Below are 20380 nucleotides of genomic sequence, written 5' to 3'. Positions count from 1 at the left end.
GGTTCCGGAATCAGTTGCCGTCGCTGCGTTCACCGACCGCCGACAGGCAGCGGTACACGATGAACGGGCTGACGAGCTGCAGGATCACGATCGTGCACATCACGATCGCGCGCAGGTGCGGGTCGAAATTCGGATAGAGCTGGTAGGTGTCGTCGACGAGCAGGTACGACAGCGCGGACATCGGCGTGAGCGCGATGCCGAGCGCGACACCCTGCTTCATCCCGATGCCGCTCGGCTTCGCGAACGCGACGACGCCGGCCAGCTTCGCGACGAGCCGCGTGACGATCAGCACGATCGCGAGCAGCCCGCCAAGCGCGATGTCCCCCCACGTGAACGACGTGAGCGTGAGCACGAACAGGACTACCGTCAGCAGCCAGCCGGCCGTGCCGAAGTGCTCGGGCCACAGTTGCGGACGTGCTTCGAGATTCTTCACGATGATGCCGGCGAGCAGCAGCGTAAGCAGCGTCGACAACTTCAGCGCCTGGGCGACGGCGATCGCGAGCATCACGAGCCCGAACAACGCAACGAACGAATGCTCGTCGCGCATCGTCGCGGTCATGTGGCGGAACAGGTAGTTGCACGAACGCGCAACGACATACGCGACGATGAACGAACCGATGAGCAGGTAGAGCGGCTGCAGGATCGTCGCGAAAACGTTGCCGTACGCTTCCTGGTGGAGCCAGCCCGTCACCAGCTTGGTCAGCACGATCGCATAGACGCTGTTGAGCGCGGTGAGCGTGATGAGGCGTTGCGACACCTGCCCTTCCGCGCGCAGTTCGGTCTTCAGCTGGATCACCATCGACGGCGACGTCGCGATCGCGATCGCCGACAGCACCAACGCGACCATCCCCGACACACCGAGCCCGAGCATCACGAACAGCACCAGCACGAACGTGAGCGTGGCTTCGGCGAGGCTCGACGCGACGAGCCACGGATTGCGCCGGATCCAGCGCAGGTCGAGACGGCTGCCGAGCTCGAACAGCAAGAGGCCGAGCGCGACGTCGATCAGCAACCGGGACGTCTCGTCGGTGCTTGCATCGATCACGCCGAACCCGAACGATCCGGCGATGAGACCGATCACCGCATAACCGGTGATGCGAGGCAGACGCCATGCGCGATAGCAAAGCTCGCCACACAGGCCGGCCGCAAACAACGCGAGCCCGGCCCAGAACACGGCATCCGGCGTAAGCGGCCAGTTGGGCAGGAATGAGAACGCCGACTTCATCGTGGTGACTTCTCCTTTGGAAGCAACCGCCAGCGACGCGGGGTCAAGCGTCAGAAATGGATACGCGCCGGCTGGGTATCGCCCCGAATGTGATTGTTGTGTCGACGACGGCGGGACATGGGATCCGCCTTTTCCACCACAGGGCGGAAAGTCGTTCAGGTTGCCGATCTGGATTGTCGGCCTGGTGTGTGAACGGACTGCGCAGTCTCGAAGATTCAGATTCGAAATCGTGCCGACCGTTCCATTGAAGCATGTCCGGCGCCTGGCCGGATGAACGCGAAGGAAACCGATTGTGCCACAGCTTTTTCGGTCTGGAACCCATTGAATCGACTCGCGGCGCTGTGCGGCACCGCAGGTCTTTGGTTTCAAAGGTTTACTTGTATATATACGTAGTAGAAGTTAACAAAGGACGCACAGTTCTGTGGATAACTTCGGTTTACGTCGACAGATCAAGGCGTTGCAGAGCCGATAACCCGTTGCACAGACTGTTCGTGCACAGAGGTTTGAGTTGAGCAACTTTCGGGCCGCCTCACAGCTGTGCCGAGTTGCCCAGTTTACGTCCACTGTGATTACACACGAAGTGCGCGCGGATTTCGCGCGGTTATCCACAGCGCCGAGTGGATAACCTTGCGCGAAAAAGTCGGGAAACTGTGAGCGGCCCGGGTGAGTGATCAGCCGGCCTGGCCGACGCGGCGCGCGCGCAACGCGCGGATCAGGAAGCGTGCGGGGTCGACGGCATCGGCAAGTTCGCGTTCGAGCGGCCAAGGCTCGCCTTCGAGTTGCGAGGCGATCAGTTCGGCGCCGAGTGCCGCCCATACGAGGCCGCGCGAGCCGAAGCCGAATGCGCCGTAGAGTCCAGGCATGCGCGGCAGGTCGCGCGCCTGCGCACCGCTTAGCGCGCGAGCCTTGGCGATGGCGCCCGCTTCGTCCGCGAGCGGGCCGAGCAGCGGCAGGCGGTCGCCGACGACCCAGCGGAATGCAACGCGGCCGCGCAGCGTACCGGGATCCGGCAGGTCGCCGATCAGGCCCGGCAGCAGATGTCGTACGCGCTCGATGTTTTCGAGGTGGCCGGCCGCGCGCATCGCGGCATCGACGTCGTCGGGTTCGAACGTCGCGCCGATCAGCAGCGTGCCGTCGCCGAGCGGCACCGCGTAACCGTCGCCGATCGTCGGGCACGGCAGCGGTGCCGTGCTGCCGGCCGGCAGCAACGTGAGCTGGCCACGCACCGGTTGCAGCGCGACATGTTGCAGCCCGGCGAGACGCGCGGCGTCGCCGGCATTCGCGAGCACGACGACGGGCGCTTCGGCCAGCGTGCCGCCCGCGTCGTCGAGTGCATGCCACGCGTCGCCCCGCCGTTCGAGTCGTGCAACGCGGGTGGACGCGAGCAAGCGCACACGCTCGCCGGCCGCCGCGTATTGGGCCGCGCAAAGGCCGGCCGGCCAGACGGCGCCGCCGTGCGGAAACAGCAGGCCGCCCTGCGCGACCGGCAGGTTCAGATGCGCGCGCGCGGCCTCGACGTCGAGCAGCGAGACATAGTCGGACGGCGCACCGAACGCATCGAATGCCTCGCGCATCCGTTCGAAGTCGTCAGCGGATTCCGCGAGATGGATCATCCCGTGCGTGCTGCGCGCGAATGCATGGCCCGCGCGTTCGAGTGCGCGCCAGCGTGCGATCGCGTGCAGGAAGCCGCCGCGCGTGAGCCGGCTCGCGACGTTGTCGTCGCGTGTCATCAGCGGGTGGAATACACCGGCCGGATTGCCCGACGCTTCGCTCGCGATCCGCTCGTGCCGCTCGATCAGCGTGACTTCCCAGCCGCGCGCGGCCAGACGCTCGACGACCGCGCAGCCCGCCAGCCCCGCGCCGATCACGATCGCGCGGCGCGTCGCAACGGGCAGCGCGAGCGGCGGCTCGTGCCGGCGCGCGCGCCAGCGCGGCGCATATTCGCCGACGAGCAGACCGTCGACCTCGCGATACGTGAAACCTGATTGGCCGAGTGCATGCTTCAACGCGTCCGAACTCGCATGCGCTGCAAACGTGGCATGTTCGCCGGCGATTTTCGAGAGCACGCGGACCACGTCGGCCGATGGGAGATCCGCGTCGATCGAGGACGCGAAGCGGTCGAGACAGAACGCGTCGGCGCGCGCGACGATCTTCCCCAGCATGTCGAGCGCATCGCCGAACGCAAGCGTGAGCACCACGCGCCCTTCGTCGAATTCGAGCCGATGAAGGCCCGGTACGAGCATCGGCCACGCGTCGGCAAGTGCATCGACATCCGCCGATATAGTTGTGTCCGCAACGATATGCGAAGCGGCGCGGCGCAGGTCGTCGCGTGCGAAAGGATGCGGTTCGACTGCGACAAAATGCAGCCGCTCGCAGCGCGCGGGATCGTCGCGCCATGCGGCCCAGGCCGCGAGGAAGCTGCCGCCCGCGCCGAATCCGGTCGCCACGATCGTGAACGTGCGGCGGCCCTGCCAGCGTGCCGGCAGCCCGTTGCCCGCGACTAACATGCGATGCGCGAGCGCGCCTGATGCGCCGCGATGGAGATCACCGAACTCGGGCGAGACGAGCGTGCCGTCGTCGCGGAGCGTAAGCGTGGCGGGAACAAGTCGGTCGGTCATGCGAAACAAAAAACGTGGCAGCCAAGCCTGGCAAGGGATTGCGCGGGGCCGTCCGACCGGTCGTTGGAAAAAGCCAACGGCGCGGCGCACGGGCGGACCGCGCTGCGTATCCTGTCCGGTTGGCGCTGGTCAAAAAACGGGCAGTCGGTGATTCATTCGGCGAAATACCGATGAAAATCTTTGAAACCCTTGTCGTTATTGGGTTTGCGCTGCGCTATCATAGCAACGCCGTACCGCGGGGTGGCCACCGGCTCACCGGAGGGCGCGTCGCGCGGGCCAGGATTCGGCGCTGTGTCGTCGGAGTCTGACTCTCGACGGCACGGTTCGCGCACGTATAATCGGCGCGTTCGCGCTGTTCGTGTCAACCTAACCTGATAAAGGAACCTTAATGAACAAACAGGAACTGATCGACGCCGTCGCCGCCCAAACGGGCGCCAGCAAGGCTCAAACCGGCGAAACGCTGGACACGCTGCTCGAAGTCATCAAGAAGGCCGTGTCGAAGGGTGATGCGGTTCAGCTGATCGGCTTCGGCAGCTTCGGTTCGGGCAAGCGCGCAGCACGTACGGGCCGCAACCCGAAGACCGGCGAAACCATCAAGATCCCGGCAGCCAAGACGGTCAAGTTCACGGCTGGCAAGGCGTTCAAGGACGCCGTCAACAAGCGTTAAACCAGCGCCTGTTCCAAGAAAAACCCGCCTTTCGGCGGGTTTTTTGTTGGGCGCGCGCAGCATTTTCGCCACAGTCCGCGCCCCTCTTGCAAGATTTAACGGTTGTTTTTACAACGCGTTACGCGTGCACGATCTGCGTGTCGCCGTGATCGTCGTCGTCGTGCGAATCGACATCCCACGCCGGGAACGGATCGTCGAACGCCTGCCATCCGGCCGCGCCGAGCGCGAATTCCGCATCGGTCAGCAGGCACGCATCGAGCTTCGCGCGCCATGCATCCGCGTCGAGCGCGATGCCGATCAGCACGAGTTCCTGCCGGCGATCGCCCACTGCGCGATCGTCGAGATCGCCGTGCCATTCGGCGCGGATTTCACCGAGCAGCTCGTCGTCGTCCGGCCATTCCGCGCGATCCTGCGCGGCCCACCAAAGCCCCGCCGGGCCATGCCGGCATACGCCGCCCGCCTGCGACAGCGAACCGGCGATGTCGTTGCGCGTCGCGAGCCAGAAGAAGCCCTTGCTGCGCAGCACGCCCGGCCACTCCTGATGCAGCAGTGCCCAGAGTCGCGCCGGATGAAACGGCCGGCGCGCGCGGTAAACAAAATTGCCGATCCCGAATTCGTCGGCTTCGCCGTGCACGTGCGCATGATGTTCGTCATGGCAGTCGGGGTCGTCGCAATGCGTGTGATCGTGATCGAGCGACGCGAGCCAGCCCGGCGCGTTCGCGGCCTCGTCGAAATCGAAGCGGCCCGTGTTCAGCACTTCGTCGAGCGGCACGTTGCCGAACGTCGACACGACCTGGTGCGCGCGCGGGTTGAGTCGCGCGAGGATGTGCTGCAGGCGGGCAAGGTCGTCCGCGGCGACGAGGTCGGCCTTGTTGATCACCAGCACGTCGCAGAATTCGATCTGCTCGATCAGCAGCTCGACGAGCGTGCGGTCGTCCTCTTCCGATGCGGCGATGCCGCGCGTCGCGAGCGCATCATCCGAGCCGTAGTCGCGCAGGAAGTTGTACGCGTCGACCACGGTGACGAGCGTATCGAGCCGCGCGATTTTCGACAGCGACGTGCCGTCGTCGTCGACGAACGTGAAGGTTTCGGCGATCGGCATCGGCTCCGCGATGCCGGTCGATTCGATCATGATCGCGTCGAAGCGGCCTTCCGACGCGAGCGTGCGGATCTCGACGAGCAGGTCGTCGCGCAGCGTGCAGCAGATGCAGCCGTTCGACATCTCGACGAGGCGTTCCTCGACGTGCGACAGCGCCTGCGCGTCGCGCACGAGCGATGCATCGATGTTGACCGCCGCGAGATCGTTGACGATCACGGCGACTTTCAGGCCCGCGCGGTTCGCGAGGATGTGATTGAGCAGCGTGGTCTTGCCGGCGCCGAGGAAACCGGACAGCACGGTGACGGGCAACGGCTGGTTCATTGCCGGATTCATAGCGATATGCACCAACGGAAAAATTGAAAAAGCGGCCGCGACGCCCTTCCGGGGCGCGATCGTCCCGCGGACGGGCGAAATTGCGGCGTGAGATCCGCATTGTGCATCAAACGCGCGCCGGCCGGCCGGTACCGGGTCAGGCCGCGCTGCGGCGCGGCGTCACTGCACGGGCGGCAGCAGCTTCCACTGCGTCAGGATGCCGGCGATCTGCCGCGCATACTTGTCGCGCAGCGACGGGGTTTCCGAATGATAGGCGCCGACCGCCTGCCACGTGTTGCCGTAACGGTTCATCTTCTGCTTGAGATGCCACGCGGCGATATAGACGTTCTTGCACGGCTCCATCAGCGTGTCGCGGCCGATCCCATAGCGCGACAGCGTCGGCAGGTGGATCGAATTGATCTGCATCAGGCCGTAGTCGACCGAGCCGTTCGTGTTCTTGTTCAGCGCACCGGGCCGGTTGCGCGACTCCTGCCACGCGATCGCGCGCAGGATCAGCGGATTGACCTGCTGATATTTAGCTGCTTCGTCGAAACAGTCCGCGCGAGCGTTCGCGCTGGCGAAACACCCGCCGGCGGCGATCAACACGATCGAAACGAACCGTCTGTTCATGGTGCGAAATCGACAAGAAAATGCGTGAGGGTCGGGAAAACCCGTGCCTGTTATTCGTGCGACGAGAAACGTGCCGCCCGTATCATACCGGCAGTCCGTCAGCTTGCGACATGCAGGAATTCGGCCGCCCGTTATACCGCATTTCCGTGTCGGTTCATCGTGAAATGGGGGCGAAGACCGCATGCGCCGAGAATAGTGCCGAATCTTACAAATTGCATACGGTTCGCCGGATACATGTCGTATGTGAGACAGTCCTCGGATCAATGTGATATTTCGGACATGAAAAACTGCTAATGTCGCCTCTTTCGGACTTGGATCCCAGCACTACCGCCGGAAGTGGCCTGAGCCGGCATCGACCCATTCATCCATGACAAGAAATCGCTTCGTTATGCGGCGTGTCGCCACGACCCTGATCGTCGCCGGCATCATCGTTTCGCAGGCCGCCTACGCTCAGGTCACGCTCAATTTCGTGAATGCGGATATCGACCAGGTCGCCAAGGCGATCGGCGCCGCAACCGGCAAGACCATCATCGTCGACCCTCGTGTGAAGGGGCAGCTCAACCTCGTGGCCGAACGGCCGGTGCCGGAAGACCAGGCGCTGAAGACGCTGCAGTCGGCGCTGCGCATGCAGGGCTTCGCACTCGTGCAGGACCACGGCGTGCTGAAGGTCGTGCCCGAGGCCGACGCGAAACTGCAGGGCGTGCCGACCTACGTCGGCAACGCGCCGCAGGCGCGCGGCGACCAGGTGATCACGCAGGTATTCGAGCTGCACAACGAATCGGCGAACAACCTGCTGCCCGTGCTGCGGCCGCTGATCTCGCCGAACAACACGGTCACCGCCTACCCGGCGAACAACACGATCGTCGTGACCGACTACGCGGACAACGTGCGGCGCATCGCGCAGATCATCGCCGGCGTGGACAGCGCCGCGGGCGCGCAGGTGCAGGTCGTTCCGCTGCGCAACGCGAATGCGATCGACCTCGCCGCGCAGCTCCAGAAAATGCTCGATCCGGGCGCGATCGGCAACAGCGACGCGACGCTCAAGGTGTCGGTCACGGCAGACCCGCGGACCAACTCGCTGATGCTGCGCGCGTCGAGCGCGTCGCGCCTCGCGGCCGCCAAGCGCCTCGTGCAGCAGCTCGACGCACCGAGCGCGGTGCCCGGCAACATGCACGTCGTCGCGCTGCGCAACGCCGATGCGGTGAAGCTCGCGAAGACGCTGCGCGGGATGCTCGGCAAAGGCGGCGGCAGCGAGAGCGGCTCGTCGGCGTCGTCCAATGATGCGAACAGCTTCAACCAGAGTGGCGGCTCGTCGTCGAGCGGCAACTTCTCGACCGGCACGTCGGGCACCCCGCCGCTGCCGTCGGGCGGCCTCGGCGGCTCGTCGTCCTCGTCTTCGTACGGCGGCTCATCCGGCGGTGGCGGGCTCGGCAGCGGCGGCCTGCTCGGCGGCGACAAGGACAAGGGCGACGACAACCAGCCCGGCGGGATGATCCAGGCCGATGCGGCGACCAACTCGCTGATCATCACCGCGTCGGATCCGGTTTACCGGAACCTGCGCTCGGTGATCGACCAGCTCGACGCGCGGCGCGCGCAGGTCTATATCGAAGCGCTGATCGTCGAGCTGAACTCGAACACGTCCGGCAACCTCGGCATTCAGTGGCAGATCGCTCAGGGCCAGTTTCTCGGTGGCACGAACTTCAGCGCACCCGGTACACCCACCGGCAACATCCTCGGTGTGTCGGGCGCGGTTGCAACCGGCGGTGCGACGGGTCTCGGCGCGTTGGGGCAGACTCTCCTGCCGGGCCTCAACGTCGGTTGGCTGCACAACATGTTCGGCGTGCAGGGCCTCGGCGCGCTGCTGAATTACTTCGCGGGCGTGAGTGACGCGAACGTGCTGTCGACGCCGAACCTCATCACGCTTGACAACGAAGAGGCGAAAATCGTCGTCGGCCAGAACGTGCCGATTCCGACGGGTTCGTATTCGAACCTGACGAGCGGCAACACGAACAACGCATTCAATACCTACGATCGCCGCGACGTCGGTCTCACGCTGCACGTGAAACCGCAGATCACCGATGGCGGTATTCTGAAGCTGCAGCTCTACACCGAGGATTCGGCGGTCGTGACCTCCACTGCGACCGCAGTCAACGGTCCGACCTTCACCAAGCGCTCGATCCAGTCGACGATCCTCGCGGACAACGGCGAAATCATCGTGCTCGGTGGCCTGATGCAGGACAACTACGCCGTGTCGAACAGCAAGGTGCCGCTGCTGGGCGACATCCCGTGGATCGGCCAGCTGTTCCGCTCGGAGAACAAGAACCGCCAGAAGACCAACCTGATGGTGTTCCTGCGCCCGGTGATCATCAACGATCGCAATGTCGCGCAGCAAGTCACGGCTAACCGCTACGACTACATTCAGGGCGTGACGGGCGCGTACAAGTCGGACAACAACGTGATGCGCGACAAGGACGATCCGGTTGTCCCGCCAATGCCGCTGGGTCCGAGCCAGGGCGGCACGCCGGCCGGCAACCTGTTCGATCTCGACAAGATGCGTCGCCAGCAGCTGCAGCGCCAGGTGGCGCCGGTGCCGGCCCAGCCGTTGCCGGAAGCGACGCCCGCGCAGCCGCAGAGCGTGCCGCAGCAGGCCGTGCCGCAACAGCCGCTGACGGCCACGCCGGGAGCGTCGCAGTGAGCGACGTGCACGCCTCTTCCGCCCACGACGGCGCGCCGGGCGAACGGCAGCCGCCGTCGCCGCTCGCCGCGCGACTGTTGCCGTACGGCTTTGCGAAGAGCGGCCAGGTGCTGATCGCGCACCAGCTCGACGACACGCTCGAGGTGTGGATCAGCGAACGCACGAGCGATGCGGCGCTCGCGGAAATCGCGCGCAACTTCGGCTCGATCTCCGTGCATCGCGTGCCGGCCGACGAGCTCGCGCAGGCGATCAACCATGCGTACGCACGCCAGGACGGCAGCGCCGCGCAGGTGGTCGGCGAGGTCGAGGGCGAAGTCGACCTGTCGCGGCTGATGCAGGACATCCCCGAAGTCGAGGATCTGCTCGAATCGGAAGACGACGCGCCGATCATCCGGATGATCAACGCGCTGCTCACGCAAGCGGCGCGCGAACAGGCATCGGACATCCACATCGAGCCGTTCGAGAACGCCTCGGTCGTGCGCTTTCGCGTCGACGGCACGCTGCGCGACGTCGTGCGGCCGAAGAAGGCGCTGCACGGCGCGCTGATCTCGCGGATCAAGATCATGGCGCAGCTCGACATCGCCGAGAAGCGCCTGCCGCAGGACGGCCGCATCACGCTGCGCGTCGGCGGCCGGCCGGTCGACGTGCGGGTGTCGACGCTGCCGACCGGGCACGGCGAGCGCGCGGTGCTGCGTCTGCTGGAAAAGGATGCGCAGCGGCTGAACCTCGAAGCGCTCGGGATGGGCCGCGACACGCTCGTGCAGTTCGACAAGCTGATCGCGCGCCCGCACGGCATCGTGCTCGTCACGGGCCCGACGGGTTCGGGCAAGACGACTACGCTGTATGCGTCGATGTCGCGGCTCGAAACCGCGACGACCAACATCATGACCGTCGAGGACCCGATCGAATATGACCTCGGCGGCATCGGCCAGACGCAGGTGAACGAGCGGATCGGGATGACCTTTGCCCGTGCGCTGCGCTCGATCCTGCGCCAGGATCCGGACGTGATCATGATCGGCGAAATCCGCGACCTCGAAACCGCGCAGATCGCGGTGCAGGCATCGCTGACGGGCCACCTCGTGCTCGCGACGCTGCACACGAACGATGCGGCCTCGGCCGTCACGCGTCTGACCGACATGGGCGTCGAGCCCTACCTGCTCGCGTCGTCGCTGCTCGGCGTGCTCGCGCAGCGGCTGGTGCGGCAGCTCTGCCCCGTCTGCAAGGAAGAACGCCAGGAAGAAGGCCGCACCGTGTGGCATCCGGTCGGCTGCGACAAGTGCGGGCATTCGGGTTATTCGGGCCGGCGCGGGGTGTACGAGCTGCTGCTGGTCGACGAGTCGATCCGCACGCTGATCCACCGCAACGCGGCCGACGCGGAGATCCTCGCCGCCGGCCGTGCGGAAGGGATGCGCACGCTGCGCGACGACGCCGAGCGCTGGCTCGCGTCGGGCGCGACGTCGCTCGAGGAAGTGCTGCGCGTGACGGGAGGCGCATAGCGCGATGCCGGCATTCCGTTTCGAAGCAATCGATTCGGCGGGACGCGCGCAGAAAGGCGTCATCGATGCCGACAGCGCACGTGCCGCGCGCGGCCAGCTGCGTACACAGGGGCTCACGCCGCTCGTCGTCGAGCCGGCCGCCAGCGCGACGCGCGGGGCGCGCTCGCAGCGGCTCGCGTTCGGCCGCAAGCTGTCGCAGCGCGAACAGGCGATCCTCACGCGCCAGCTCGCGAGCCTCCTGATCGCCGGGCTGCCGCTCGACGAGGCGCTCGGTGTGCTGACCGAGCAGGCCGAGCGCGACTACATCCGCGAACTGATGGCCGCGATCCGCGCCGAAGTGCTCGGCGGCCATTCGCTCGCGAATGCGCTGGGCCAGCATCCGCGCGATTTCCCGGAAATCTACCGCGCGCTCGTCGCGGCCGGCGAGCACACCGGCAAGCTCGGCATCGTGCTGTCGCGCCTGGCCGACTACATCGAGCAGAGCAACGCGCTGAAGCAGAAGATCCTGCTGGCGTTCACGTATCCGGGGATCGTCACGCTGATCGCATTCGGCATCGTCACGTTCCTGCTGAGCTACGTGGTGCCGCAGGTCGTCAACGTATTCGCGAGCACGAAGCAGCAGCTGCCCGTGCTGACGATCGTGATGATGGCGCTGTCGGATTTCGTGCGGCACTGGTGGTGGGCGATCCTGATCGCGGTGGTGCTCGTCGTGTGGTTCGTGAAGGCGACGCTGTCGCGCGACGGGCCGCGCCTCGCATTCGACCGCTGGGTGCTCACCGCACCGCTCGCGGGCAAGCTCGTGCGCGGCTACAACACGGTGCGTTTCGCGAGCACGCTCGGCATCCTCACCGCGGCGGGCGTGCCGATCCTGCGCGCGTTGCAGGCGGCCGGCGAGACGCTGTCGAACCGCGCGATGCGCGCGAACATCGACGACGCGATCGTGCGCGTGCGCGAAGGCTCCGCGCTGTCGCGCGCGCTGAACAACGTGAAGACGTTTCCGCCGGTGCTCGTGCACCTGATCCGTTCCGGTGAAGCGACGGGCGACGTGACGACGATGCTGGATCGCGCGGCCGAAGGCGAAGCGCGCGAGCTCGAGCGTCGCACGATGTTCCTGACGAGCCTGCTCGAGCCGCTGCTGATCCTGGCGATGGGGGGCATCGTGCTCGTGATCGTGCTGGCCGTGATGCTGCCGATCATCGAGCTGAACAACATGGTGCAGTGACGGCCTGACCGCGGGTCGGGCCGTCGCCTTCGGCTTCAGCGCACGTAGATCGCCGGGGACGGCGTGTTGGCGGGCAGCTGGACTTCGGTGCGGGCGCCGTTGCGCTCGACGATGATCGAGCGGGGGCGGACTTCGGCGAGCTTCGCGCCGGACGTGACGTCCGCGCCGAGCGACACGGCACGCGGCGGTTCGCCACCGACACCGATGATCGCGGCACCGCCGTGGTCGAGCGCGAGGATGCCGAACAGGTGGATGTCCTGCACGGGATTCTTGTCGAGCTGACCGCCGAAGAGCGCCGCGGCGTCCTCGGTGCGGATCGGCAGCCGCGCGGCGGCGGCGGGCAGCGGCGCTTCGCGGGCGGACAGCGTGACGACCCAGTAGGTGGCCGTCGCGCACAAACCCGCGAAGAGGGCTAGGGAGAGGATCCGGATCGAGAGCGCGTTCATGCGCGCTATTGTACGGATGTATATGAAATTTGCGTTGGGTGAAAGCCCTCGGCAATGCGCGCCTTACAATGCGTGCTCCGCGCCCGCGGGTTCGGAAGGTTGCCGTCAGGCCATCGTCCGGTGCGCCGGGTGCGTCACTCAAACCACGACATTTTTTTGGAAAGAGGTAGTCAGTCATGCAAACGTGGATCACTCGCCGCAACGCGGCCGTGCGTCGTCAGCGCGGTTTTACGCTGATCGAGATCATGGTGGTGGTCGCGATCCTCGGGATCCTGGCGGCGCTGATCGTGCCGAAGATCATGAGCCGCCCGGACGAGGCACGCCGCATCGCCGCGAAGCAGGACATCGGCACGATCATGCAGGCGCTCAAGCTGTACCGTCTCGACAATGGGCGCTACCCGACCCAGGATCAGGGCCTGAACGCGCTGATCCAGAAGCCGTCCACCGATCCGATTCCGAACAACTGGAAGGACGGCGGCTATCTCGAGCGCCTGCCGAACGATCCGTGGGGTAACGGCTACAAGTACCTGAACCCGGGCGTGCACGGCGAGATCGACGTGTTCAGCTACGGCGCCGACGGCAAGGAAGGCGGCGAAGGCAACGACACCGACATCGGTTCGTGGCAATAAGCGCTCACTGACCGGCCCGACGCTTCGTTCCCTTCTTCATGCTCGCCACTCGCACGACCTTCCGCTGCGGCCGCGATTGCCGTGTGCGTCGCGGCGCGGCTTCGTCCGTGCCGGTGCGTGCCGACGGCGGGCAGGCGTTGCGTGGTGCGCGGCGTCATCGCGCGCGCGGCTTCACGCTGCTCGAAATGCTGGTCGTGCTCGTGATCGCCGGGCTGCTCGTGTCGCTCGCGTCGCTGTCGCTCACGCGCAATCCGCGCACCGACCTGCGCGAGGAAGCGCAGCGCATCGCGCTGCTGTTCGAGACGGCCGGCGACGAAGCGCAGGTGCGTGCCCGGCCGATCGCGTGGCAGCCGACCGCGCACGGCTTCCGTTTCGACGTGAGCTCGCCCGACGGCTGGCGCACGCTGCGCGACGACCTGCTGCGCCCGCGCGACTGGGACGGTGGCGTCACCGGCGCCGACATCGACTATCCGGGGGCCGACACGCATGCGAATCGCGTCGTGTTCGGTACCGAGAGCATCGACATGCCGGTGCGCGTGACGCTGCATTCGGCGGTCGGCAGCGCGACGATCGTCAGCACCGGCAATGGCCGCTACGAGGTGCAATGACGATGCGTCGTCGCTTGCCCTTCCCCGTTGCTTCATCGCGCCGCCCTTCCCCGACGGGACTTTCTTCGCGCCGCGGTTTCACGATGATCGAGGTGCTGGTCGCGCTCGCGATCATCGCGGTCGCGCTCGCCGCGTCGATCCGCGCGGTCGGCACGATGGCGACCAACGCGTCCGATCTTCATCGCCGCCTGCTCGCCGGCTGGAGCGCCGACAACGCGCTCGCGCAGATGCGGCTCACGCACGCGTGGCCGGAGATCGGCGAACAGAGTTTCGACTGCTCGCAAGGCAACGTGCAGCTCGTCTGCACGCAGCGCGTGAGCACCACGCCCAACCCGGTGTTCCGGCGCGTGCGGATTTCGGTGAGCATGCCCGGGCACACCGGCGTGCTCGCGCAGATGGTGACGGTGGTCGCGAATGAAACCAGCCGTCCGCTCTGACGCGCCGATGCGACGCCCGCTCGCCCGCCCCGCCCGCGGCTTCACGCTGATCGAGCTGATGATCGCGATCGCGATCCTCGCGGTGGTCGCGATCCTCGCGTGGCGCGGGCTCGACCAGATCATGCGCGGTCGCGACAAGGTCGCGGCCGCGATGGAAGACGAGCGCGTGTTCGCGCAGATGTTCGACCAGATGCGCATCGACGCGCGGCTCGCCGCGACCGACGACGAAGCCGGCCAGCCGGCGATCGGCGTGGCCGGCAATACGCTGCAGATCGTCCGCGAACTCGAGGTGCCGGGTGTGGCGCCGCGGCTGCAGGTGGTCCGCTACCGGATCGCCGGCGGGCGCGTCGTGCGCTATGCGTCGCCGCCGATCGACGACGCAAACCGGCTGCGCGGCATGCTGAAGGACAGCAGTGTCGAAGGCTGGAGCTGGGTCGCCCTGATGGGCGGCGTCGGCGCGATCGACGCGAAGCTGTACGTGCCGCGCGTGGGCTGGACCACCAACCTGCAGACGGCCGACGAAGCGCTCGCGCAGAACAACGATGCGCTCAAGGTGCCGCAGATCGGCAACGCGCCGCCTGCTCGCGCGGTGACGGGGCTGCAGGTCAGCATCGGCGCGACGTCGCTGCGCGTGCCGGTCACGCGCATCTTCCTCGTCGGGGAATGACGATGCGCGCGCGCCCTCCCCGCTCATTGCCTTGCGCCCGCGCCGGCGGTCGCGCACGGGCACGCGGCCGCGAGCGCGGCGCGGCGATCATCACCGCGTTGCTGGTCGTCGCGCTGTCGGCGATCCTCGTCTCGGGGATGCTGTGGCGCCAGCAGGTGCAGATCCGCCGGATCGAGAACCAGCGCGTGATCGCGCAGGCGCAGTGGGTCGCGCGCGGTGCGCTCGACTGGACGCGGATGATCCTGCGCTCCGAAGGCGACACGGCGCCCGGCATCACGTATCTCGGCGGCATCTGGGGCGTGCCGATCGCGAAGACGAAACTGTCGGACTTCCTCGGCCGGATCGGTGCGCCCAACGACACCGGCGGCGAAGACACCTATATCTCCGGCTCGATCGAGGATGCGCAGGCGAAGTTCAACCTGCGCAACCTCGTGGCGTCGCCGGCGCCCGGCGTGCTGCAGTTGAACGTCACGCAGGTCCAGGCGTTCCAGCGCCTGCTGACGACGCTCGGCTACGACGGCGCGTTCGCGAAGCGCATCGCGCTGCAGGTGCGCGCGAGCCTGCTGAATTCGGCGACGCGTTTCCAGATGCCGACGCTGCCGGGTGGCGGCACGGCGCCGCCGGTCACCGCGCCGGTGACGACGGATCAGCAAGGCGGCGGCGGCTTCACCGACGATCCCGGCATGACGGGCGGCGATCGCGGGCCCGCGCCGCTGATGATGACGGGCGTCGACAGCCTGCTCGACGTCGACGGCGTGACGCCCGAGATGGTCGCGCGGTTGCGCCCGTTCGTCACCGTGCTGCCGACCACGACGCCCGTGAACATGAACACCGCGCCGGCCGAGGTCATTGCGGCGCTGATGCCGGGGATGAGCGTGTCGTCCGCGCAGGCGCTCGTGTCGCGCCGCGAGACCGTGTTTTTCCGCAACGTCGCCGACGTGCAGCTCGCGCTGCGCGGCGCCGGTGCGCCGCCGAACGTGACGCCCGACTCGAGCCTCGTCGACGTCAATTCGAGCTATTTCATCGTGCATGGCCGGATCCAGCATGACCGGGCGGAGGTTGATCGCACCTCGCTCGTGTATCGTGATCCGACCACGCACTCGACACGGGTCGTGCGCATCCGCGACCAGCTATAACGACGCCAATCGGGAGAGGAGCTCTTGTGAGCACGTTGATTGTTTCTTTGCCGCCGCGCGAGCCTGCCGTGCCGTTGCAGGAATGGCAGTGGCCCGAGCTGCCGTTCACGCTCGTCGACAAGGCCGGCCACGTGCAGCGCGCCGGCCGCGCCGCGCTTGCGTTGCTGCCGCGCGCGAATGCGACGGTGCTGATCGTCGCCGCGCGCGACGTGCTGCTGCTGGCCGCGACCGTGCCGCCGCTGAAGGGACCGAAGCTGCGCCAGGCGCTGCCCAACATCGTCGAGGATCAGCTGATCCAGGATCCGCTCGGCTGCCATATCGCGCTCGATCCGGACGCGCTGCCCGACGGGCGCCGCGTGCTGGCCGTCGTCGATCGCGCGTGGTTCCGCACGATCTGCGAAGCGTTCACGGCGGCCGGCCACCGGCATCTGAGCGCGGTGCCCGCGACCCGCTGCCTGCCGGCGCCGCACGTGTCCGCCGCGCCGGCCGACAGCGAAGTCGATGCCGCCGCGGTTGCCGCCGAGGCCGTCGACGCGCCGCCGGCCCGTCCGGCGACGGTGGCCGCGGTGCTCGGGCTTGCGACGTCAGTCGAACCGGTGCTCGTCGAGGCCGGCGCACTGCCGGCTGCAGCCGGTGCGCCGCGCCTCGAACTCGCGGTCGCACGCGGTGCGCTCGGCGAAGGCTTCGCGGCGCCCGCGTCGCGCGCGGCCGGCACGCTGGCCGCGCTGGCAGGTGGCGGCGATGTCGAACTGTACGAACTCGGCGAACCGGGCGCGGAGCCGCGGCTCGCATCGGTCGGCCGCACCGACGGCGGCCCGCTGCTGCCGGGCGCCGCGCCGCTGTCGTTCGACACGTTCGCGCGGCGCGCGCTGACCGAGAAGTTCGACCTGTGCCAGTTCGAATTCGAATCGCAGCCGTGGCGCTTCGACCGCGCGACGGTGAAGCGCCTGCGCGTGCCGCTCGCCCTCGTCGCGGCGACGCTCGGCGTGGCGGTGATCGGGATGAACCTGCACTGGTGGAAGCTGTCGCGCGAGCGCGATGCGCTGTCCGCGCAGATCACCGAGACGCTGCTGTCCGCGTTCCCGAAAACGACGACGGTGCTCGATCCGCCCGCGCAGATGCAGCGCCAGCTCGACCAGTTGCGCCTGGCTGCCGGCGAGCTGTCGCCGAACGATTTCCTCGCGCTGTCGAGCGGGCTGTCGCGTTCGATGGGCGCGTTGCCGCTGAACGGCATCGCGTCGCTCGACTATCACGACCGGAAGCTCGACGTCGGCTTCAAGCCGGAGGTCAAGGTCGATCCCGATTTCACGCAGCGCCTCGCACGTAACGGACTGTCCGGCGAAGTCGACAGCAACACGGGCAAATGGACGATCCGGAGCCGCTCATGAAAACCGAACAACTGAACCAGACGCTGGCCCAGTTCTGGGGCGAGCGCTCGCAGCGCGAAAAGATGCTGCTCGGCTGGGGCGGCGCCGTGCTGGCGGTCGCGATCGCGTATTCGGTGCTGTGGTCGCCCGCGCAGGAAGGCCGCGCGCGGATCCAGCGCGAGCTGCCGACGATGCGCCGCGAGCTGGCGCAGATGACCGCGCAGGCGAACGAGGCGAAATCGCTGACGGCCGCCGCGCAGGGTGTCGCGCCGACCGGCCTCGCGCTGAAGGACGCGCTGACCGCGTCGCTGTCCGATCACGGGTTGCAGGGCGCGCAGGTGCAGATCGTCGGCAACGGCGTGCAGATCCAGATGAAGAACGTGTCGTTCCCGGCGTGGACGCAGTGGCTCGACGATGCGCGCCGGCAGTTCAAGGTGCAGGTCGGCGAGGCGCATGCCACCGCGCTGAAGGACGACGGCCAGGTTGACCTGACGGCCGTGATGCAACCGTCTACGCAGAAATGACGCAGTGGATGACGCAAGTGGCGGTCGGCCGATGAGGCCGGGATTGAAGCGGCTCGCCACCGCATTGCCGTGGGTACTGGCGGGCGGCCTGGCGACGGCGGTGACGCTCGTCGCGCTCGCGCCGGCCGCATGGATCGCGCCGCAGTTCGCGCGCGCGACCGGCGGGCACGTGAATCTCGTCGATCCCGACGGGTCGCTGTGGCACGGCTCGGGCACGCTGATGCTCGCGCCGGGGGCCGACCAGAGCGCGGCGACGCTGCTGCCGGGCCGGGTCGAATGGACCACGGGCTTCTGGCCGCTGCTGACCGGGCGCGTGCAGATGCGCATGCGGCAGACCGAGGCGATGCCCGAGGCGGTCACGCTCGATGCGACGTGGCGCGGCGCGGTGCTGTCGGCGGGCACGATGGCCGTGCCCGCGTCGCTGCTCGCCGGGCTCGGCACGCCGTTCAACACGCTCGACCTGCAGGGCGACGTGCGGCTCGGCTGGAGCGACTGGCGCCTGATCGGCAACAACGCGTTCGGCCAGCTGACGGTGACGATCGATTCGATGAGTTCGCGCGTCTCGCGCGTGAAGCCGCTCGGTTCGTACCGTGCGGTGCTGCAGGCGAAGGGAGCCGGCGCCGATCTGGACCTGTCGACGTCGCAGGGCCCGTTGTTCCTCGACGGCCACGGCACCTTCGGCCCGGGCCAGGGATCGTTCCGCGGCACCGCGCACTCGGCGCCCGAGCAGCAGGCGAACCTCGCGGGGCTGCTGAACCTGCTCGGCCATCCGATCGGGAACAACGAGGTGTCGCTGATCTTCGGCGACGCGCAGCCCTGACGCTCGCGTCGCCCTTTCCTTCCTACTTTTCTACTTTTGCGCGAGCGGCGCGGCGACCGCCGGTGCGGTGGGCGCGGCCGCGCCGGACGCCGGCACGGGCGCAGGTGCCGCCATGTCGCCGTTCTCGCGCGCCATCTCCGCGACGTTCCAGCCGCCGCCGAGCGCCTTCACGAGCCCGACCGACGACGTCATCCGCTGCCCGGCGATCGTCGCGAGCTTCTGCTGCGCGGTGAACGCGGTGGTCTGCGCGGTCAGTACGTTCAGGTAGGCGACCGTGCCGGCCTTGTACTGGTTCGTGACGATCGCGAGCGCATGCTCGGCGCTGTCGACGGCCTGCCGCTGCACGTCGATTTCCTGCGCGAGGATGCGCTGCGACGCGAGGTTGTCCTCGACGTCCTGGAACGCGGTGAGCACCGCGAGGCGGTACGCGGCGACGTCCTGGTCGTAGGTCGCCCGCGCGGCGTCGGTCTGCGCGGCGCGCAGCCCGGCGTCGAACAGCGTGGCCGCGAGCTGCGGGCCGACCGTCCAGAAGCGTGCCGGCAGCGTGAACAGCTGCGACCACACCGAGCTCTGGAAGCCGCCGGTGGCCGACAGCGTGAGCGTCGGGAAGAACGCGGCGATCGCGACGCCGATCTGCTCGTTCGCGGCCGCCGCACGGCGCTCCGCCGCCGCGATGTCGGGGCGGCGCTCGAGGATCGCGGACGGCACGTCGACCGGCGTGATCGGCGGCTCGGCCGTGAGCGGATTCGGCGGCAGCGAGAAGGTCGACGCCGGTTCGCCGATCAGCGTCGCGATCGCATGCTCGTACTGCGCGCGGGCCACGCCGTTGTCGATCGATGCGGCCTGTGCGCTCTGCAGCTGCGTCTGCGCCTGGATCACGTCCGCGCGCGCGGCAACGCCCTGCGCGTACTGGTTCTGCGTGAGCTTCAGCGACTGTTCGTATGACTTCACGGTGTCGTCGAGCAGCTTCTGCAGCGCATCGGACGTGCGCAGCTGGAAGTAGGTCTGCGCGAGCAGCGCCTGCTGCGACAGCCGCGCGTTCGCGAGATCGGCCGCGGCGGCGGCTTCGCCGGCACGCTGCGCGCTGACGGTACGGCTCACCTTGCCCCACAGGTCCGGTTCCCAGCTCGCGTCGAGGCCGACGCTGTAGCTGTTGTTGATCGACCCGGTCGATCCGCTGCCGAAGCTCGACGACGAACCCGACGACACCGATGTGCGCGGCGTACGGGCGCGCGAGCCCGATGCCGTCAGCCCGACGGTCGGGAAATACGCGGCCCGCGCTTCGGCGACGAGCGCGCGCGCCTGCCGGTACGCGGCCGCCGATTGCGCGATGGTCTGGTTCGACGCGTTGAGCCTGCCGATCAGCGCATCGAGCTGCGGATCGTTGTAGACCGTCCACCACGCGCCGCGGTCGGTGCGGTCGGCGGGCTGCGCGACCTTCCAGCCGGCCGGCGCTTCCTTGTATGCGGCGGGGATCGACGTGTCGGGCCGGTGATAGTCGGGCCCGACGGCGCAGCCGGCGAGCAGCACGGCCGTCGCGATGGCGACGGCGGCGCTCAGCGGGCGAAGGGCGCGCGGGAGGGAGGCGTACGGCATGGTGATTTTCCTGTCTGGGCACGACGTCCGGCGAGCGGCGTCGCGCGATGCGGTCGTCGTGCCGCGGGCGGACAAATGGTAACTGACGGCGGGAAAGCTGCGCAGCCCCAAGGGTACGGTGCGCGGCGACAGGAATGTGTTACCGGCACGAGCGGCCGGTTTACCGGTCATTACGGCTCGCCGACG

The 20380-nt window shown here is 67.7% G+C and carries 19 protein-coding genes; 13 read left to right on the top strand and 6 right to left on the bottom strand.

Annotated features, from left to right (window positions below; genetic code table 11):
* Window positions 1–10 precede the first annotated feature (10 nt).
* Window positions 11–1225 carry a cation:proton antiporter gene (locus tag CFB82_RS00395; protein ID WP_089483167.1) on the bottom strand — a complete coding sequence of 405 codons (1215 nt, stop codon included), beginning with the start codon at window positions 1223–1225 and terminating at the stop codon, window positions 11–13.
* Window positions 1226–1896: 671 nt separating this feature from the next.
* Entirely contained in the window at window positions 1897–3843 is a 1947-nt protein-coding gene (gene mnmC / locus CFB82_RS00385; RefSeq protein ID WP_089483165.1) for a bifunctional tRNA (5-methylaminomethyl-2-thiouridine)(34)-methyltransferase MnmD/FAD-dependent 5-carboxymethylaminomethyl-2-thiouridine(34) oxidoreductase MnmC, read from the bottom strand.
* Between mnmC and CFB82_RS43090 the strand changes: the two genes are divergently transcribed.
* Complete coding sequence (locus tag CFB82_RS43090; RefSeq protein ID WP_179254136.1) at window positions 3763–4017, top strand: hypothetical protein; 255 nt, start codon at window positions 3763–3765, stop codon at window positions 4015–4017. The genes mnmC and CFB82_RS43090 overlap by 81 nt on opposite strands.
* Before the next feature lie 214 nt (window positions 4018–4231).
* Window positions 4232–4510, top strand: a complete 279-nt coding sequence (locus CFB82_RS00380; RefSeq protein ID WP_006401505.1) for an HU family DNA-binding protein — start codon at window positions 4232–4234, stop codon at window positions 4508–4510.
* Window positions 4511–4628: 118 nt separating this feature from the next.
* On the opposite strand, the gene CFB82_RS00375 is transcribed toward CFB82_RS00380, so the two are convergent.
* Together CFB82_RS00375 and CFB82_RS00370 are read right to left on the bottom strand one after the other, a co-directional pair.
* Window positions 4629–5942 (bottom strand): GTP-binding protein, encoded by a 1314-nt coding sequence (locus CFB82_RS00375; protein WP_089444731.1) that lies wholly within the window; start codon window positions 5940–5942, stop codon window positions 4629–4631.
* Window positions 5943–6101: 159 nt separating this feature from the next.
* Complete coding sequence (locus CFB82_RS00370) at window positions 6102–6551, bottom strand: lytic transglycosylase domain-containing protein (protein WP_089483164.1); 450 nt, start codon at window positions 6549–6551, stop codon at window positions 6102–6104.
* 367 nt (window positions 6552–6918) lie between these two features.
* Here CFB82_RS00370 and gspD point away from each other — a divergent pair, with 367 nt between their 5' ends.
* Genes gspD through gspF form a run of 3 tightly spaced genes read left to right on the top strand, consistent with a single transcriptional unit; the run spans window position 6919 to window position 11964 of the window.
* Window positions 6919–9246, top strand: a complete 2328-nt coding sequence (gene gspD, locus CFB82_RS00365; RefSeq protein WP_089483163.1) for a type II secretion system secretin GspD — start codon at window positions 6919–6921, stop codon at window positions 9244–9246.
* Window positions 9243–10742 (top strand): type II secretion system ATPase GspE, encoded by a 1500-nt coding sequence (gene gspE / locus CFB82_RS00360; RefSeq protein ID WP_089483162.1) that lies wholly within the window; start codon window positions 9243–9245, stop codon window positions 10740–10742. Before gspD ends, gspE begins: the two co-directional genes overlap by 4 nt.
* Window positions 10743–10746: 4 nt before the next feature.
* Window positions 10747–11964, top strand: coding sequence for a type II secretion system inner membrane protein GspF (gene gspF, locus CFB82_RS00355; protein ID WP_069246748.1), 1218 nt, complete (start codon window positions 10747–10749; stop codon window positions 11962–11964).
* 35 nt (window positions 11965–11999) lie between these two features.
* On the opposite strand, the gene CFB82_RS00350 is transcribed toward gspF, so the two are convergent.
* Window positions 12000–12410: a type II secretion system protein N gene (locus CFB82_RS00350; RefSeq protein ID WP_046550055.1), complete on the bottom strand. Its 411-nt coding sequence runs from the start codon at window positions 12408–12410 to the stop codon at window positions 12000–12002.
* A gap of 176 nt (window positions 12411–12586) precedes the next feature.
* On the opposite strand from CFB82_RS00350, the gene gspG reads away from it, so the two are divergent.
* From gspG to CFB82_RS00310, 8 genes are read left to right on the top strand one after another with little or no spacing between them, the layout of a single operon-like run.
* Window positions 12587–13039: a type II secretion system major pseudopilin GspG gene (gspG, locus tag CFB82_RS00345; RefSeq protein ID WP_011350483.1), complete on the top strand. Its 453-nt coding sequence runs from the start codon at window positions 12587–12589 to the stop codon at window positions 13037–13039.
* A 38-nt stretch (window positions 13040–13077) separates the two neighbouring features.
* The gene (locus CFB82_RS00340) at window positions 13078–13647 is read left to right on the top strand and encodes a GspH/FimT family pseudopilin (protein ID WP_089483161.1); all 570 of its coding nucleotides are present in this window, start codon (window positions 13078–13080) and stop codon (window positions 13645–13647) included.
* A complete protein-coding gene (gspI, locus tag CFB82_RS00335) occupies window positions 13644–14084 on the top strand; it encodes a type II secretion system minor pseudopilin GspI (RefSeq protein WP_069246745.1) in 441 nt (146 codons plus the stop codon). Before CFB82_RS00340 ends, gspI begins: the two co-directional genes overlap by 4 nt.
* Before the next feature lie 7 nt (window positions 14085–14091).
* A complete protein-coding gene (locus CFB82_RS00330; RefSeq protein WP_069246744.1) occupies window positions 14092–14751 on the top strand; it encodes a PulJ/GspJ family protein in 660 nt (219 codons plus the stop codon).
* A 2-nt stretch (window positions 14752–14753) separates the two neighbouring features.
* Complete coding sequence (gene gspK, locus CFB82_RS00325) at window positions 14754–15887, top strand: type II secretion system minor pseudopilin GspK (RefSeq protein ID WP_089483182.1); 1134 nt, start codon at window positions 14754–14756, stop codon at window positions 15885–15887.
* 26 nt (window positions 15888–15913) lie between these two features.
* Window positions 15914–17275 carry a type II secretion system protein GspL gene (gene gspL / locus CFB82_RS00320; protein ID WP_089483160.1) on the top strand — a complete coding sequence of 454 codons (1362 nt, stop codon included), beginning with the start codon at window positions 15914–15916 and terminating at the stop codon, window positions 17273–17275.
* Entirely contained in the window at window positions 17272–17778 is a 507-nt protein-coding gene (gene gspM / locus CFB82_RS00315) for a type II secretion system protein GspM (RefSeq protein WP_069249188.1), read from the top strand. The genes gspL and gspM overlap by 4 nt, the downstream gene beginning before the upstream one ends.
* Window positions 17779–17809: 31 nt before the next feature.
* A complete protein-coding gene (locus CFB82_RS00310) occupies window positions 17810–18598 on the top strand; it encodes a type II secretion system protein N (protein WP_089483159.1) in 789 nt (262 codons plus the stop codon).
* A gap of 30 nt (window positions 18599–18628) precedes the next feature.
* On the opposite strand, the gene CFB82_RS00305 is transcribed toward CFB82_RS00310, so the two are convergent.
* The gene (locus tag CFB82_RS00305; RefSeq protein ID WP_089483158.1) at window positions 18629–20194 is read right to left on the bottom strand and encodes an efflux transporter outer membrane subunit; all 1566 of its coding nucleotides are present in this window, start codon (window positions 20192–20194) and stop codon (window positions 18629–18631) included.
* Window positions 20195–20380: the final 186 nt, after the last annotated feature.

Source organism: Burkholderia sp. HI2714 (genome assembly GCF_002223085.1).
Taxonomy (GTDB): domain Bacteria; phylum Pseudomonadota; class Gammaproteobacteria; order Burkholderiales; family Burkholderiaceae; genus Burkholderia; species Burkholderia lata_D.
Note: the sequence above shows the minus strand (reverse complement) of the source record. Positions and strands in the feature narration are given on the sequence as shown.

Coding starts and splice junctions, on each gene's coding strand:
- CFB82_RS00395 (WP_089483167.1), bottom strand. CDS start 1,225: ATGAAGTCGGCGTTCTCATTCCTGCCCAACTGGCCGCTTACGCCGGAT.
- CFB82_RS43090 (WP_179254136.1), top strand. CDS start 3,763: ATGGAGATCACCGAACTCGGGCGAGACGAGCGTGCCGTCGTCGCGGAG.
- mnmC (WP_089483165.1), bottom strand. CDS start 3,843: ATGACCGACCGACTTGTTCCCGCCACGCTTACGCTCCGCGACGACGGC.
- CFB82_RS00380 (WP_006401505.1), top strand. CDS start 4,232: ATGAACAAACAGGAACTGATCGACGCCGTCGCCGCCCAAACGGGCGCC.
- CFB82_RS00375 (WP_089444731.1), bottom strand. CDS start 5,942: ATGAATCCGGCAATGAACCAGCCGTTGCCCGTCACCGTGCTGTCCGGT.
- CFB82_RS00370 (WP_089483164.1), bottom strand. CDS start 6,551: ATGAACAGACGGTTCGTTTCGATCGTGTTGATCGCCGCCGGCGGGTGT.
- gspD (WP_089483163.1), top strand. CDS start 6,919: ATGACAAGAAATCGCTTCGTTATGCGGCGTGTCGCCACGACCCTGATC.
- gspF (WP_069246748.1), top strand. CDS start 10,747: ATGCCGGCATTCCGTTTCGAAGCAATCGATTCGGCGGGACGCGCGCAG.
- CFB82_RS00350 (WP_046550055.1), bottom strand. CDS start 12,410: ATGAACGCGCTCTCGATCCGGATCCTCTCCCTAGCCCTCTTCGCGGGT.
- gspG (WP_011350483.1), top strand. CDS start 12,587: ATGCAAACGTGGATCACTCGCCGCAACGCGGCCGTGCGTCGTCAGCGC.
- CFB82_RS00340 (WP_089483161.1), top strand. CDS start 13,078: ATGCTCGCCACTCGCACGACCTTCCGCTGCGGCCGCGATTGCCGTGTG.
- gspI (WP_069246745.1), top strand. CDS start 13,644: ATGACGATGCGTCGTCGCTTGCCCTTCCCCGTTGCTTCATCGCGCCGC.
- CFB82_RS00330 (WP_069246744.1), top strand. CDS start 14,092: ATGCGACGCCCGCTCGCCCGCCCCGCCCGCGGCTTCACGCTGATCGAG.
- gspK (WP_089483182.1), top strand. CDS start 14,754: ATGCGCGCGCGCCCTCCCCGCTCATTGCCTTGCGCCCGCGCCGGCGGT.
- gspM (WP_069249188.1), top strand. CDS start 17,272: ATGAAAACCGAACAACTGAACCAGACGCTGGCCCAGTTCTGGGGCGAG.
- CFB82_RS00310 (WP_089483159.1), top strand. CDS start 17,810: ATGAGGCCGGGATTGAAGCGGCTCGCCACCGCATTGCCGTGGGTACTG.
- CFB82_RS00305 (WP_089483158.1), bottom strand. CDS start 20,194: ATGCCGTACGCCTCCCTCCCGCGCGCCCTTCGCCCGCTGAGCGCCGCC.